Origin of the sequence: Methyloradius palustris (assembly GCF_019703875.1) — a bacterium.
Taxonomy (GTDB): domain Bacteria; phylum Pseudomonadota; class Gammaproteobacteria; order Burkholderiales; family Methylophilaceae; genus Methyloradius; species Methyloradius palustris.
This window is the reverse complement of record NZ_AP024110.1, coordinates 2,528,053-2,542,185: the sequence shown is the minus strand read 5'-3', so window position 1 is coordinate 2,542,185 and position 14,133 is coordinate 2,528,053. Positions and strand designations below refer to the sequence as shown.

At 48.9% G+C, this 14,133-nt stretch carries 16 protein-coding genes; 7 read left to right on the top strand and 9 right to left on the bottom strand.

The features are described 5' to 3' along the window. Window positions 1-11: 11 nt before the first annotated feature. Window positions 12-791, top strand: coding sequence for an exodeoxyribonuclease III (locus ZMTM_RS12285; RefSeq protein ID WP_221764119.1), 780 nt, complete (start codon window positions 12-14; stop codon window positions 789-791). A gap of 6 nt (window positions 792-797) precedes the next feature. Here ZMTM_RS12285 and ZMTM_RS12280 read toward each other — a convergent pair whose 3' ends face one another. Continuing rightward, complete coding sequence (locus ZMTM_RS12280; RefSeq protein WP_221764118.1) at window positions 798-947, bottom strand: DUF3096 domain-containing protein; 150 nt, start codon at window positions 945-947, stop codon at window positions 798-800. Window positions 948-1,093: 146 nt separating this feature from the next. Between ZMTM_RS12280 and ZMTM_RS12275 the strand changes: the two genes are divergently transcribed. Beyond that, window positions 1,094-1,540: a hypothetical protein gene (locus tag ZMTM_RS12275; protein ID WP_221764117.1), complete on the top strand. Its 447-nt coding sequence runs from the start codon at window positions 1,094-1,096 to the stop codon at window positions 1,538-1,540. Window positions 1,541-1,547: 7 nt separating this feature from the next. Here ZMTM_RS12275 and ZMTM_RS12270 read toward each other — a convergent pair whose 3' ends face one another. Further along, on the bottom strand, window positions 1,548-2,786 hold the full coding sequence (locus ZMTM_RS12270) for an AmpG family muropeptide MFS transporter (protein WP_221764116.1): 1,239 nt from the start codon (window positions 2,784-2,786) through the stop codon (window positions 1,548-1,550). Window positions 2,787-2,833: 47 nt separating this feature from the next. On the opposite strand from ZMTM_RS12270, the gene ZMTM_RS12265 reads away from it, so the two are divergent. Further along, entirely contained in the window at window positions 2,834-3,499 is a 666-nt protein-coding gene (locus tag ZMTM_RS12265) for a sulfite exporter TauE/SafE family protein (RefSeq protein WP_221764115.1), read from the top strand. Here the strand turns inward: ZMTM_RS12265 and metW are convergent. Further along, the gene (gene metW, locus ZMTM_RS12260) at window positions 3,492-4,109 is read right to left on the bottom strand and encodes a methionine biosynthesis protein MetW (protein ID WP_221764114.1); all 618 of its coding nucleotides are present in this window, start codon (window positions 4,107-4,109) and stop codon (window positions 3,492-3,494) included. The genes ZMTM_RS12265 and metW overlap by 8 nt on opposite strands. Window positions 4,110-4,112: 3 nt before the next feature. Next, entirely contained in the window at window positions 4,113-5,246 is a 1,134-nt protein-coding gene (gene metX / locus ZMTM_RS12255) for a homoserine O-succinyltransferase MetX (RefSeq protein WP_221764113.1), read from the bottom strand. A 46-nt stretch (window positions 5,247-5,292) separates the two neighbouring features. On the opposite strand from metX, the gene ZMTM_RS12250 reads away from it, so the two are divergent. Next, window positions 5,293-5,865 (top strand): gamma carbonic anhydrase family protein, encoded by a 573-nt coding sequence (locus ZMTM_RS12250; RefSeq protein WP_221764112.1) that lies wholly within the window; start codon window positions 5,293-5,295, stop codon window positions 5,863-5,865. Window positions 5,866-5,867: 2 nt separating this feature from the next. Then, complete coding sequence (locus tag ZMTM_RS12245) at window positions 5,868-6,824, top strand: ribokinase (protein ID WP_221764111.1); 957 nt, start codon at window positions 5,868-5,870, stop codon at window positions 6,822-6,824. Between the two features lie 3 nt (window positions 6,825-6,827). Here ZMTM_RS12245 and ZMTM_RS12240 read toward each other — a convergent pair whose 3' ends face one another. The 5 genes from ZMTM_RS12240 to hemA all read right to left on the bottom strand — a co-directional run bounded on the left by ZMTM_RS12240 (window position 6,828) and on the right by hemA (window position 11,496). Then, the gene (locus ZMTM_RS12240) at window positions 6,828-7,610 is read right to left on the bottom strand and encodes a GntR family transcriptional regulator (protein ID WP_225907036.1); all 783 of its coding nucleotides are present in this window, start codon (window positions 7,608-7,610) and stop codon (window positions 6,828-6,830) included. Window positions 7,611-7,733: 123 nt separating this feature from the next. Next, window positions 7,734-8,594 carry a peptide chain release factor N(5)-glutamine methyltransferase gene (gene prmC, locus ZMTM_RS12235; protein WP_221764110.1) on the bottom strand — a complete coding sequence of 287 codons (861 nt, stop codon included), beginning with the start codon at window positions 8,592-8,594 and terminating at the stop codon, window positions 7,734-7,736. Window positions 8,595-8,598: 4 nt separating this feature from the next. Next, window positions 8,599-9,057, bottom strand: coding sequence for a DUF2127 domain-containing protein (locus ZMTM_RS12230; protein ID WP_221764109.1), 459 nt, complete (start codon window positions 9,055-9,057; stop codon window positions 8,599-8,601). Between the two features lie 2 nt (window positions 9,058-9,059). Further along, window positions 9,060-10,142: a peptide chain release factor 1 gene (gene prfA / locus ZMTM_RS12225; RefSeq protein ID WP_221764108.1), complete on the bottom strand. Its 1,083-nt coding sequence runs from the start codon at window positions 10,140-10,142 to the stop codon at window positions 9,060-9,062. A 106-nt stretch (window positions 10,143-10,248) separates the two neighbouring features. Beyond that, the gene (gene hemA, locus ZMTM_RS12220) at window positions 10,249-11,496 is read right to left on the bottom strand and encodes a glutamyl-tRNA reductase (RefSeq protein WP_221764107.1); all 1,248 of its coding nucleotides are present in this window, start codon (window positions 11,494-11,496) and stop codon (window positions 10,249-10,251) included. 259 nt (window positions 11,497-11,755) lie between these two features. On the opposite strand from hemA, the gene rpe reads away from it, so the two are divergent. Both rpe and trpE read left to right on the top strand, forming a co-directional pair. Next, a complete protein-coding gene (gene rpe, locus ZMTM_RS12215; protein ID WP_221764106.1) occupies window positions 11,756-12,460 on the top strand; it encodes a ribulose-phosphate 3-epimerase in 705 nt (234 codons plus the stop codon). Between the two features lie 165 nt (window positions 12,461-12,625). After that, on the top strand, window positions 12,626-14,113 hold the full coding sequence (gene trpE, locus ZMTM_RS12210) for an anthranilate synthase component I (protein ID WP_221764105.1): 1,488 nt from the start codon (window positions 12,626-12,628) through the stop codon (window positions 14,111-14,113). The last annotated feature ends 20 nt before the right edge of the window (window positions 14,114-14,133 follow it).

Genomic DNA, 14,133 nt, shown 5'->3' with positions numbered 1-14,133 from the left:
GAAGGTTTCAATTGTTACGTATTATATCTGCGAATCTCAATGGCATACGCTCTGCCGCGAACAAAGGCTTTTACCCGTGGCTGCAAAAGCAGAATGCTGACGTCATTTGCATGCAAGAACTTAAGGCGCAAGCTGCAGACATGACAGCGGAAATGCTAGCACCTGAGGGTTACCATGGCCATTTTCACTATGCTGATAAAAAAGGTTATAGCGGCGTAGGTATATACAGCAAGGCCAAGCCAGACAAAGTGATTGTGGGGTTGGGGCTGGCAGATATAGATGCTGAAGGGCGTTACATAGAAGCCCAATTTGGCAATCTCAGCGTGATTTCACTTTATTTGCCTTCAGGCTCAAGTGGAGAAGAACGCCAGGCTTTTAAGTTTGATGTAATGGCGCGTTTTATGCCTCATCTTGAAGCACTTAAAGCCAGTGGTCGTGAGGTGGTGGTATCTGGTGACTGGAATATTGCGCATCAAGAAGTTGATTTAAAAAACTGGAAAGGCAACAAAAAGAATTCTGGCTTTTTGCCAGAAGAACGGGCGTGGCTTACCGATTTATTTGGCCGTGTGGGCTGGCACGATGTCTATCGTAAGCTGCATCCAGATACCACGGATGAATGCTACACATGGTGGAGTAATCGCGGGCAAGCTTGGGCGAAGAATGTGGGTTGGCGTATTGATTACCAGATTGCAACACCTTTAATCGCGCAAACTGCTAAGGCAGCATCTATCTACAAAGCGGAGCGATTCAGTGACCACGCCCCGCTTATTATTGATTATGCTTATTCTTAGACGATACTACAGATGACCAGTAGCGCCAAGCAGGCCCACTACGCCAATGATAATCAGGTAAATCGCTACAATGTAGTTCAGCAAGCTAGGCACGACTAAAATCAGTATGCCAGCAATGAGTGAGATGACAGGGGTCAGGCTTAGATGGACGTTCATGTGGATGCTCCCAATTAAAGAGACTCCATCTTATGTCTTGCGCAGCAAGTAGCTAATCAGTATTCGGCTGAATATCGTGTAGGAATTAGCCAGACATGTTCCAAACTCAAGTTTCTTGAGTTTGGTTTTAGAAATGGATGCTCAAAATGGTAAATGCTAAAAAAAATCGTCATCTCTTGGTCAAGGCGGGATTGGCAATTATGGTTTTGGCTGGGATTGCTTATGCTATTTTTGCTTTTATGCACATTGATAAAAAAGATGAAAGCCTACCCGCACCGCCAACTCCGCTTGAGTTGGCGGGAGATGCTTGCCTGACTATCGCAGAGAATGCAGCAGAAAAAATTAATGCCGTAGTTGAATTTCAAAAGCTGGAGAAACAAAGCCGCAAGCTGCATGTGTTTGAAACTTGCATGCATGATCGTAGCTATATAGAGAACCCGGCTTGGTTAAAGTATGCCGAACCGCTCGCGCATAAAACGTCAGAAGAAAAACAGCTAAGTTTTGATGAAGTGCTGACGGCGATGAATCGTGAACAAATGCTGCAGCTTAAAGCTGAAAGCGATAAGCCGATTTACTGGATTATTCGTAAGTAACACAAGCTTATGATTCTTCGTTTTTCCATGGTGCAACTTTAATCAACAGCAGCATGCCTGGTATCGCAATCACAAAGCAAAACAGGAAGAAGCTGACCCAGCCTAACCATTCCACCAGATAGCCAGTGGCAGCGTTGGCCAAGGTTCTGGGTACTGCGGCCAAGCTGGTGAATAATGCAAATTGCGTGGCGGTGTAGAGCGGGTGTGTGGTTTTAGCGATGTAAGCAACGAATGCCGCTGTGCCTAAGCCAACCCCAAGCGCTTCAACCCCAATGACGATGCCCAGCCAGAGCAAATCATGGCCGACTACTGCCAGCCACGCAAAGCCGAGAATGGCAATCATCTGCACAGCGCCGAACAGCCATAAGGCGCGGTTGATGCCTAGTTTTATCATCCAGATGCCTCCCAATAAACCGCCAATTACGCTAGGCCATAAACCTGCATTTTTAGCGATGAGGCCAATTTCAGTTTTGCTAAAACCCATATCCAGGTAGAACGGCGTAGCCAGTGCCGTAGCCATGCTATCGCCTAGTTTGTAGAGAAAAATAAACGCCAAGACTAATAGCGCTGATTGCCAGCCGTGGCGGCCGATGAATTCCTGAAAGGGTTCTACTACTGCGGCCCTGAGTGTTTTCGGTCTAGCGGTGCTGAGGGTTGGTTCTTTAACGAATATCGTCATTAAAATACCAGGCAACATAAAGAATGCAGTGATGGTGAATACCGTATTCCAAGGCAAATGATCGGCAAGAATTAAAGAGAGTGAGCCAGGTACTAGCCCTGCGATTTTGTAGGCGTTGACGTGTATCGCGTTGCCCAGGCCAAGCTCAGTCTCCAGTAATAACTCGCGCCTATAGGCATCCAGCACGATGTCCTGGCTTGCGCTGAAGAACGCCACAAGGCTAGCAAAATAGGCGACTGTCCAGATGTCGAGTTGAGGATGTAGCTGGCCGAGTATCGGTAAGCTGATTAACAGCGCAATTTGTGTAATTAGTAACCAGCCGCGTCTGCGCCCAAGAGGCGGTACATAGCGGTCAAACAGCGGTGCCCAAATGAACTTCCAGGTGAATGGCAATTGAATCAGGGCAAACAAGCCGATGGCTTTCAGGTTCACGCCTTCGCTGCGTAGCCAGGCGGGTAGCAGGCTGACTAATATGTAGAGCGGTAATCCAGAACTGAAACCTGTGAAGATGCAAATCAGCATCCGTTTATTGAAAAGAATTTCTTTGATATTGGCGGTTTTTGTCATGGGCATAACCATACCCGAAAAGCCACTCCCCATGCCACAATAGCGGCATGATTGAGTTAAGTTTAATTGGCGCGTTTTTAGTGGGATTACTCGGCGGTGGCCACTGTGCGGGCATGTGCGGCGGCATTGTCGCTGCGGTTACCATGACATTGCCAAAAAGCCGCCCCAAGATCGGGTTTTTGCTTGCTTACAATGTGGGGCGTATCAGTAGCTATGCTTTGGTGGGTGTGCTCGCCGGTGCGATAGGCGCTTCCAGCTTTTTTCTTGAGCATGTACTGCCGATTGAACGCATATTGTATGGCTTGGCCAGTGTGATGTTGATTGTGCTTGGTTTGTACCTTGCAGGTATCTGGCAAGGCGTTACCAAGCTGGAAAAAGTCGGCAGTATCATCTGGAAAAGATTGCAGCCATTATCCAAACGATTTTTACCCGTAACTACTATTTCACAGGCTTTTCTGCTCGGAACCATATGGGGTTGGTTGCCATGCGGATTGGTCTATAGCGTATTAGTAGCGGCGCTTGCAACGGGTAGCCCTACTGAGGGTGGCATGCTGATGCTGGCATTTGGTCTCGGCACGCTACCAGTATTGCTGGCGATGGGGATGGCAGCGGTGGGTTTAAAAACCTGGCTGCAGAATATTTGGGTCAGGCGAGTGAGTGGCTTGCTAGTCTTGGGGTCTGGGGTGGTTGGCTTAATACGGCTATTTAATTAGTTTGCATGCGGTACATGGCCAAACTACCCAATAGATTTGGCATAAAGCTGATGGGTTTACCTTCAGTCAGTACAAAGCGCTCTTTCACATGAATATTGTGCTTTTCGCAGAATTCGTCAAAGTCCTTGATGGTGCAAAGATGCACATTTGGAGTGTCATACCACTGGTAAGGCAGCACATCTGAAACAGGCATTTGCCCAGCTGTTAGTTGTGCGCGTAGTTTCCAGTAGCCAAAGTTGGGGAAAGTCACAATCGCCTCGCGGCCAACACGCAACATCTCTTGCACGATATGTTCGGTGTTCTGTACAGCCTGCAGGGTCTGCGAAAGAATGACGACATCGAAAGATTGGTCATCAAAACCGGAAAGCCCTGATTCCAAATCCATCTGAATGACATCTACACCATTCTTCATGCTGGCCAGCCAGTTGTTGTCGTCTTTTTCTACGCCATAGCCGCGCACTTCTAATGTATCGCGCAGGTAACCAAGCAAGGCGCCATCACCGCAACCAAGATCTAGTACTTTGGCGCTGGGTTTTATCCATTTTGCGATTAGCGCAAAATCCCTACGTTTTTTTGCGGCTTCAACAAAATTTATTTGGGTGTTGGTCATGGCTTATTCCCCGAATCTAATTTTCTTTAAATAAGCGCGCAATATTGCATGGTAATGCGGGTCTGGCATCAGGAACGCATCATGACCATAAGGGGCGGTGACTTCTGCATAGCTGACTGATAGTTGGTTATCGAGCAACGCCTGCACAATTTCGCGTGAGCGCGCTGGCGCAAATCGCCAGTCGCTGGTGAATGAAATGACCAGGAATTTGGCTTTAGCGCGTTTGAATGCGGCGGCCAAGTCGCCACCAAAATCGAACGCGGGGTCAAAATAATCCAGCGCGCGCGTCATGCGTAAGTAGGTATTGGCATCAAACTCGCCTGCGAATTTATCGCCTTGATAGCGCAAGTATGATTCCATCTCAAACTCAACATCAAAGCTGTATTTGATTTCGTCGCCACGTAGTTTGCGCCCAAACTTTGCACCCATGGCATCATCTGATAAATAGGTGATGTGGCCGAGCATACGGGCGATGCGCAAGCCGCGGCGTGGCACAACACCGTGTTCGTAGTAGTCGCCACCATGAAATTCTGGGTCGGTAATAATGGCTTGGCGGGCGACTTCGTTGAAAGCCATGTTCTGCGCAGTCAGGTTCGGCGCAGAGGCGATTACCAGTGAATGCGCAACGCGTTCAGGAAAGCTCAATGTCCACTGCAAAGCCTGCATACCACCCAAGCTGCCACCAACGACGGCAGCCAGTTTTTCGATGCCGAGGTAGCTGATTAGACGGGCTTGTGAAGCCACCCAGTCTTCAACTGTCAGTACCGGGAAGTTAGCGCCCCATTGTTTTTGCGTGAAGGGGTTGATACTGGAAGGCCCTGTGCTGCCGTGACAGCCGCCCAGATTATTGAGGCCGATAACGAAAAAGCGATCAGTATCCAACGGCCTGCCCGGGCCGATGAGGTTATCCCACCAGCCTGGGTGCTTGTCATCCACTTTATGAATGCCTGCGACATGGTGGTTGCCTGCAAGTGCGTGGCAGATGATCACGGCATTCGATTTATCTGCATTCAGCGTGCCGTATGTCTCGTAGATGAGATCAAATTGCGGCAGCACCTCGCCGCTTTTAAGCGCGAGCGGCTCACTGAAGTGCGCGACCTGTGGTGTGACAATACCGATAGATGTTGAATCTGACATGGCAAGATTATACTACGGCTTCAAGCAGCGCTTATACTGGAGGCTTATGGGCATCACTAAAAATAATATTGAAAATCACCCTATTGAAAGCTATCAAGGGCATCAGCCTGTGATTGGCGAGCGTGTGTTCATGCATCCATCTGCTACCGTAATTGGTGAAGTAGAGCTTGCGGATGATGTATCAATCTGGCCAGGGGTGGTAATACGCGGTGATGTAAACCATATCAATATAGGTGTGGGCAGCAATATTCAGGATTTATCCATCTTGCATGTCAGCCATAAATCGAGTTGGGATCCAGCAGGCGCCCCCCTCATCATTGGCAACCATGTAACGGTTGGCCACAAAGTGATTTTGCATGGTTGTACGATTGAGGATGAATGCTTGATTGGCATGGGCAGCATAGTCATGGATAAAGTTGTTGTGCAGAAACATGTGTTAGTGGGCGCTGGTAGCTTGGTGCCAGAGGGCAAGGTTCTAGAAAGTGGGCATCTATATCTCGGTAGCCCAGTGCGCAAGGTACGCAAATTAACGGACCAAGAGTTGGCTCATTTTATGTATTCGGCAGAGCACTATATGCGGCTTAAGAATAACTATATTAACGAACCATCTGGACAATAAGTATGCGGCTTTTTGTTGTGGGGAGTTTTATTCAGGCTTGTTGTTGGCGGTTGCCACGCTTGCCAGTTGCTGGTGAAACCCTCACGGCAAGTGCTTTACATATTGAAGCGGGCGGTAAAGGTTTAAATGTAGCAGTGGGCGCGAAACGGCTGGGTGCTGAAGTGGACTTGCTGCTTGCCATCGGTCATGACGTAGCTGGTGACCATTTGTTGGAGGTTTTGCAGGGTGAAATAATCGATAGCAAACATGTTCACAGATTTGCCGAAAACTCTGGGCACGGCGTTGGACTGCTCGATGAACATGGTCAGAATATGATAGTGATTTATCCTGGAGCGAATCAATTGCTCAATAGCGAGCATGTCCAGTCGGCAGCAAAGGCGTTGATGGAAGCGGACATGGTCTATGCCCAGCTTGAAGTAAATATAGAGGCTGTAAGCGCAGCTTTTGTGATGGCAAAACAAGCTGGTGTGCAGACCATGTTGAACCCCTCGCCTTGGCAGCCACTATCCACCCAGTTGTTAGCCAATACGGATATTCTGGTTGTGAATGAAGTGGAAGCGGTGGACTTGTTATCTCTCACCATGCCGCTCGAAAAAGTAAGCCTTGAGGCTAGCACTGCGCAATTACAGCCAGCGATAGAAACATTCTGGCATAGTTGGTCAGGTAGTTTGCTTGTTGTGACGCTTGGCGCTTTGGGTAGTATTGCGTTTCAGCGAACTCAAGCGCCCATTCAGGTGGCAGCTTTTGAAGTGGGCGCTTTAGATAGCATAGGCGCTGGCGATGCATTTGCCAGTGGCTTATGTGTTGCTCTAAATGGTAATCAGTGTTTGAAACAAGCACTAACTTTTGCCAATGCCTGTGGTGCAATCGTTGCCTCAAAATCAGGCGTATTAAACGCCTTACCTACTGCTGCAACAGTAGCAACATTTCTTGAGTCTGCTACGGCAGTTAGCGCGTAAAACCTATACGCTCAACTTGATTTTGTAGTTGTAAGCATCACCCCTGAAGGTGCCTTCAACGTATTCAACTAAAGTGTCTTCTGCAGTATATGAGCTGCGCTTGAATAGCAGGCAGGGGCCAGACTCACTAAACTCAAACACTTTGGTTTCTTCGCGCGAGCTCATTACAGCCTCAATGGATTGTTCAGCCCAGGCCAGATCAATTCCACATTCTTTTTGTAAGAACGCATACATTGAGCCATTGCTGCTCCAGTCCGCGATTTTTGGCGCAAGGCTTAAATCGTACCAAGCGGTTTCGCGTGACATGGGGATGCCATCGCCTAATCGTACTCTGACCAAACGCAGGAATTTACTGTCTTGAGGGCGATTGAATAAATTTGCAATGGTGCTATCTGTGACGATTTTTTGCTCGATTAGGCGCGTGGTGGCTGTCATGCCCATTTCGTGCATTTCATCCACAAACCCTTTGAGCTTGCCAAGTGTGGGGCTGATTTTTGCGGGTTGCCTGATGGCTGTACCGCCGCGACCATGGGTGCTGAGTTGGCCAGATTTACGCAACTCATCGTAGCAACGCTTGATGGTGGTACGGCTTACGCGCAATGATTGTGCGAGCACTCGCTCTGCCGGTAAGCTAAGGCCAGGCTGTAACTCACCACTTTTAATCAGCGTTTGAATACGGCGTATCAGTTGTTGGTAATAGGGTTCTGAAGTTTTGTTGTCGAGGCGGAGTTTACTGATCAGTGCATCGCTACTGCTAATGGCACTGCTTGAGGCTGGGCGAGTCAAAATCTGCATCCTTTACTTGGTCTGCTATTGGCTATATAAAACCAAAAAACGCTACATTAAAGCATTTTGGGTATTACCAAAAATTTTTATTGTAATAATCTTGAAACATTTTTTGCTATGATTCTATGAAGTGCTCATGCCTATTGATACTCGGGCAATTCCTGCAATATCGTATGCATGGCTGACATCACAAAATCCTGCCTGATGTAATAAATGAGCGACCTCTGATGCTTGGTTGTAGCCATGCTCAAGCATCAACCAGCCGTTTGGGTTCAGGTGTTCTGAGGCTGCTTGGATAATACTGCGAATATCATCCAACCCATCTGCGCCAGACTCCAATGCAGATAAGGGTTCAAACCGCAGATCACCTTGTCCTAGGTGTGCATCATTGCTTTCGATGTAAGGTGGGTTGCTCACAATTAAGTCGAAACGTTGATTTTGCAAATCTGCAAACCAATTACTTAATAAAAAGCTGACATTTTTGATGTTAAGCGTTGCAGCGTTTTCGATTGCAACACTTAAAGCGGCCTCTGATGCATCTACTGCAGTGACTGAAGTCTTGGGACGCTGACTGGCAATCGCCAGGGTTATTGCGCCTGTACCTGTGCCTAAATCAAGAATCTTATAAGGTTGGTGCTTGGGGATTTTCGCTAATGCAGTTTCTACCAGTGTTTCAGTGTCTGGCCGCGGAATCAAAGTGTCTGGCGTGACTTTCAGTTTCAACCCATAAAACTCACGCATACCCAAAATGTAGGCAATGGGTTCTCCGCCTAAACGGCGTGTAAGCAGTGCCTGAAACTCCGCATGGTTATTGGCTTGCAGAGCATCGTTCTCATGCGCTAAAAACCATGCGCGCGATGATTGGTGCATGACATGGTTGAGCAGGGCGATGGCTTCAATGCGTGCAGTTGAAGGCTCAATTTGTAGTGTGCTCACAAGCTGTTGTTGAGCTTGCAGAACCGCCTGCCGCAAAGTCGGTTGCATAAGATTAAAGCTTTTTAGGCCTGCCCAGCCAGAGCACGATGATAACAACAATGTTGAGCGTTAATATCAGCATGCTGAGTAAGCTCTGGCGTGCGATCAATTCGTTGATTTCAAATGGCAGGTAAATGCCAGAGCTGACAATGCCCAGAATAATCGCCCAGCGGCGGTTGTGCCACAGGCCATAAGCTTCAGCGAAGCGGATGGCTACATACGCAATAGCGCCTGCGCCCAAGGCGAGTATCTTGGGCTGCGTGATGTTGGCTGCCATGGTTAGCAGAATGTGGGGGTATTTTCCTGTTGGGTCCAGATGAAAGTGGCGGACAATTTTATCCGCCATCGCTTGCCAGTCTGCATGAATATAGCGAAACAGCGCCAAGGTGGTGAGCAACACCAGCAAGCCTTTGGCGCCCTCAAACAGGGCAACACTACGCAGGCTAGATTGCTTGAGATTGGGTTTATTCATGGCTAATTATCTTCGCCCAAGCTTGCCAGCAAATCGGCTTGGTGCTCAGCTGCCAGCGCGCCTATCAGCTCATCCATATCGCCTTCGGTAATCGCATCAATCTTGTATAGCGTGAGGTTGATACGGTGATCCGTAATGCGGCCTTGTGGATAGTTGTAGGTGCGAATGCGCTCGGAGCGGTCGCCAGAGCCAATCAGTGATTTACGCTCACTGGCGATTTTTGAGTTCTGCTCATTTACCTGCGCGGCCTTGATGCGTGCTGCCAGAACACTCATCGCCTGCGCTTTATTCTTGTGTTGCGAACGGTCATCCTGGCACTCAACCACAATGCCAGTGGGCAAGTGCGTGATGCGCACCGCGGAATCCGTCTTGTTAATGTGCTGCCCACCTGCGCCTGATGCACGATAGGTATCAATGCGGATGTCGGCCGGGTTAATCACAACATCGCTAACTTCATCGGCCTCTGGCAACACCGCAACGGTGCAGGCAGAAGTGTGGATGCGCCCCTGGGTTTCAGTGTCTGGCACGCGTTGTACGCGGTGGCCACCCGATTCGAATTTCAATTTCGAATACGCGCCAAAACCTTCAACTTTGGCGATGATTTCTTTATAGCCGCCTACTTCAGAATCGCTGGCAGAAACGATTTCTACCTTCCAGCGCTGGCGCTCGGCGTATCTTGAATACATACGGAACAGGTCGCCTGCAAATAGTGCGGATTCATCACCACCAGTACCCGCGCGGATTTCCAGGAACAGGTTACGTTCATCATTCGGGTCTTTAGGCAGTAGAAGTTTCTGCAGCTCGTCTTCAATGGCTTCAAGTTTGGCTTTGCCAGTCTCTATTTCTTCCTGGGCGAACTCTTTCATTTCAGGGTCGGCTAGCATTTTTTGCGCTTCAGCAATATCAGCTTCACCTAGCTGGAACGCGCGAAACTGCTCAACAATCGGCGTAATTTCAGAGTGCTCGCGCGAGATTTTGCGGTAGTTATCCATGTCATTGGTGGCATCTTCGCTACTTAACAGGCGGTTCAACTCATCCAGCCGCTCGCTAAGCGTGGCGAGCTTTTTGGTCATTGATGGTTTCATTGCGCGGTATATTTCATGAGTTGGTAGATTTCATAACTAAAGGGTAATTTTTAAGGTCATGGATTGAAAAGGCAAGCGCCTCTGCAATTAGCTGCTGTAAGGCCAGCTACTGATGGTTAAGCTGATATAGCTGGCGCAATAGTGACTCTAGTTGCGCATGTTCATCGCCAACGGTGTTGTTTAGCGCGTGGCTTGGGCCGTGCAATAGTTTGTTGGTCAGGGCGTTACTGAGCGCTTCTAATACCGCAGCAGGGTCTTCACCACGTGCCAGTAGTTTTTGCGCTTTCTCAAGCTCATTCACCCTTAGATTTTCTGCCTGATCACGCAGGGCGCGGATGGTTGGCACCGCATCGCGGGTTTTGAGCCATTGCATGAAATGGTCAACACGAAGTTCGATAATGCCCTCTGCCTGTATGGCTGCTTCCTGCCTATTCACGAGGCCTTCTTGAACGACGGTGGCCAAGTCATCTACCGTATATAGAAACACATCATCCAGCTCGCCGGCTTCAGTCTCTACATCGCGTGGTACGGCGAGATCAACAATGAACATAGGCTTGTGTTTGCGTGCGCGGATTGCGCGTTCCACCATGCCGAGGCCGACGATTGGCAGTGTACTGGCAGTGGATGTGATGACAATATCGAATTCGCTTAATCGATCTGGCAAGTCAGCCAGCAAAATGGCATTGCCACCAATGCGTTGTGCTAAATCTTGCGCACGTTCAAGGGTGCGGTTGGCAATGGTCATGGAGGCAGGTTTTTGCGTGGCGAAATGTTCTGCGCACAATTCAACCATTTCGCCAGCACCGATAAACAATACTTTTTGTCTTTGCAAATCACCAAAAATACGTTGTGCCAGCTTTACTGAAGCCGCTGCCATCGATAGCGAGTTGGCGCCAATCTCGGTGTTGGAGCGCACTTCTTTCGCCACCGCAAAGGTGCGCTGGAACAGCTTATGCAGCAGCGTACCCAGTGTGCCTGCACTTTCGGCGATTTTGACTGCCTGTTTCATCTGCCCGAGAATCTGTGGCTCGCCGAGCACCATGGAATCAAGGCCAGAAGCCACGCGGAATGCATGTTTCACGGCGTCCTGGCTGGGCAAGGTGTACATATAAGGCTGGATATTCTGCGGCTGAAGCTGGTGATAATTGCCCAGCCACTGCAAGGCTTTTTGCGGGTCTTCGGTATTACAGTAAATCTCGGTGCGGTTGCAGGTCGAAAGAATCGCCGCTTCATGAATGCCGTGCATAGATAAATCGCGAAGCGCATGCCCCAGTTTTTCGTTCTGGAAGGCGACGTTTTCGCGAATATCAATCGGGGCGGTGGTGTGATTTACACCAACAGTGAATAGATGCATCCCGTAATTTTCCCGTATCGGCTATACATAAGCAACACTTTCAGTATTCATATGGTAAATCTACTGCGCGACTTGATTGCCGCGTTGCGCGGTACTCACTTCCTCGCCTATCTAATGATATGTCTCGGTCGCTCCGTTCCGTGCGCCTTGCACTCAAGCCGCTCGCTACGATTTTCCATACGAATTAACGATTTAATCTATTAATTTAAGTCTAATTACGGTTAAAATAGTTGTTTTTTCAGTCACCAAATTAGAAATCATGGCCAAACAATTCAGAATTGCTCCAAGTATTCTTTCCGCTAACTTTGCTAAGCTGGGTCAGGAAATCACCGATGTGATTACTTCTGGCGCGGATATCGTTCACTTTGACGTGATGGATAACCATTACGTTCCCAACCTGACGATTGGTCCTTTGGTCTGTGAAGCGATTCGCCCAGTGACCGATGCGATTATTGACGTGCATCTGATGGTGAAGCCCGTAGACCGCATCATCCCTGACTTTGCCAAGGCAGGCGCTAACATCATCACTTTTCACCCAGAAGCTTCTGACCATATTGACCGCACGCTTTCGCTGGTGCGCGATCAAGGCTGTAAATCTGGCCTGGTGTTTAACCCAGGTACATCATTGAGCTATCTTGATTATGTGATGGATAAAGTGGACATGATTCTTCTGATGTCAGTGAACCCTGGTTTTGGTGGCCAAAAATTCATTCCCGGCACCTTGGATAAGCTGCGCGAAGCACGTAAACGTATTGACGCATATACCGAAAAAACAGGCCGTGAAATCTGGCTTGAGATTGATGGCGGCGTGAATGTGGCTAATATCGCTGCGATTGCTGAAGCTGGTGCCGATACGTTTGTGGCAGGTTCAGCAGTGTTTGGTGCGGCTAAAGACACCGACCCTAACCGCTACAACACGATTATTGCCAGCTTGCGCGAGCAATTGGCAACCGTTGGTAAATAAGCTCAAGTAAGTAATCACCCATGTGTGTCGTATTCCTCAAAACCCTGATTAACCGTCAGGAACACAGTTGGCGATGGTGGCACTAGTCATTTCAAGCTAGTCATCAGCGTTTCAGCTTGCCAGTCGCAAGCTTGCATCGCCAACTTTATATTTTGGGGAATTTTCATGCTGCACACATTAAGTAAACAAGAGTTTGAAGCCTTCGCGGGTCAAGGTTTCAACCGCATTCCGCTGGTGGTCGAGACCTTTGCGGATCTCGATACACCGCTTTCGTTATATCTCAAACTTGCGAATCAACCGTTTTCTTACCTGCTTGAATCAGTACAAGGCGGCGAGCGCTTCGGGCGCTACTCTATTATTGGCTTGCCTGCTAAAACCCGCATTGTTGCTTATAGACGCGATGTACAGGTCATCACTGATGGTGAAGTGGTTGAAACGGTTAAAGATACCAACCCGCTAGATTTCGTTAAAAGTTACCAGGTACGCTTTAAAACACCGCCTTATCAAGGCCTTCCAAGATTTACTGGCGGTTTGGCGGGCTATTTTGGCTATGAGACGATTCGCTACATAGAAAAGCGTTTGGCGCATGTGCAAAAGCCAGATGCGATCAATGTGCCCGACATTTTGCTCATGGTCTCTGAAGAACTCGCAGTTGTAGATAATCTCTCGGGCAAGCTGTATTTCATCGTTTATGCCGACCCTGCAATATCTGGCGCTTATGAAAAAGCGCTGCAACGCTTACAGTCGCTGATTCAAAAACTCAGGCAGTCGGTATCTATTCCTGAAGCGCCAGCAATGACAACTGCGCAAGCCAGCTCAGAGTTTGGTGAAGATAACTTCAAGGCTGCCGTCAAAAAAGCGCAGGATTACATTATAGAAGGCGACATCATGCAGGTGGTGCTGTCGCAGCGCATGGCGCAGGCTTTCCCTGCGCCACCTCTTTCTTTGTATCGCGCCCTCCGCAGCCTCAATCCTTCGCCCTACATGTTCTATTATGATATGGGCGACCACCATGTAGTGGGTGCTTCACCAGAGATTCTGGTGCGTCTGGAAAACAATACCGTCACCGCCAGGCCGATTGCCGGCACTCGACCACGCGGCGCAACACGTGAGCAGGATATTGCACTGGCAGAAGAATTGCTTGCTGACCCTAAAGAGCTTGCAGAGCATGTACAGCTCATGGATTTAGGCCGTAACGATGTGGGTCGCGTAGCGCAAACTGGTTCAGTGAAGGTGACTGACCACATGACCATAGAGCGCTATTCGCATGTGATGCACATCGTTTCAAATGTAGAAGGCAAGCTGAAGCCAGGTATGCAGGCAATTGACGTATTGAAAGCCACATTCCCTGCAGGTACAGTGAGTGGTGCACCCAAAGTGCGCGCGATGGAAATTATCGATGAGCTGGAACCTAGCAAGCGTGGCATTTACGCAGGTGCTGTGGGTTATTTGGGATTTAATGGCGATATGGACTTGGCGATTGCCATCCGTACCGCTGTGATTAAAGACGGTATGCTGTATTCACAAGCTGGGGCAGGCATCGTCGCTGACTCAGTGCCGCAGAGTGAATGGACTGAAACGCAAAACAAGGCACGCGCCGTATTGCGTGCGGCAGAAATGGTACTTGCTGGGCTTGATAACCATGGAGTGTAACAAAGCAGCATAAGGGGAGC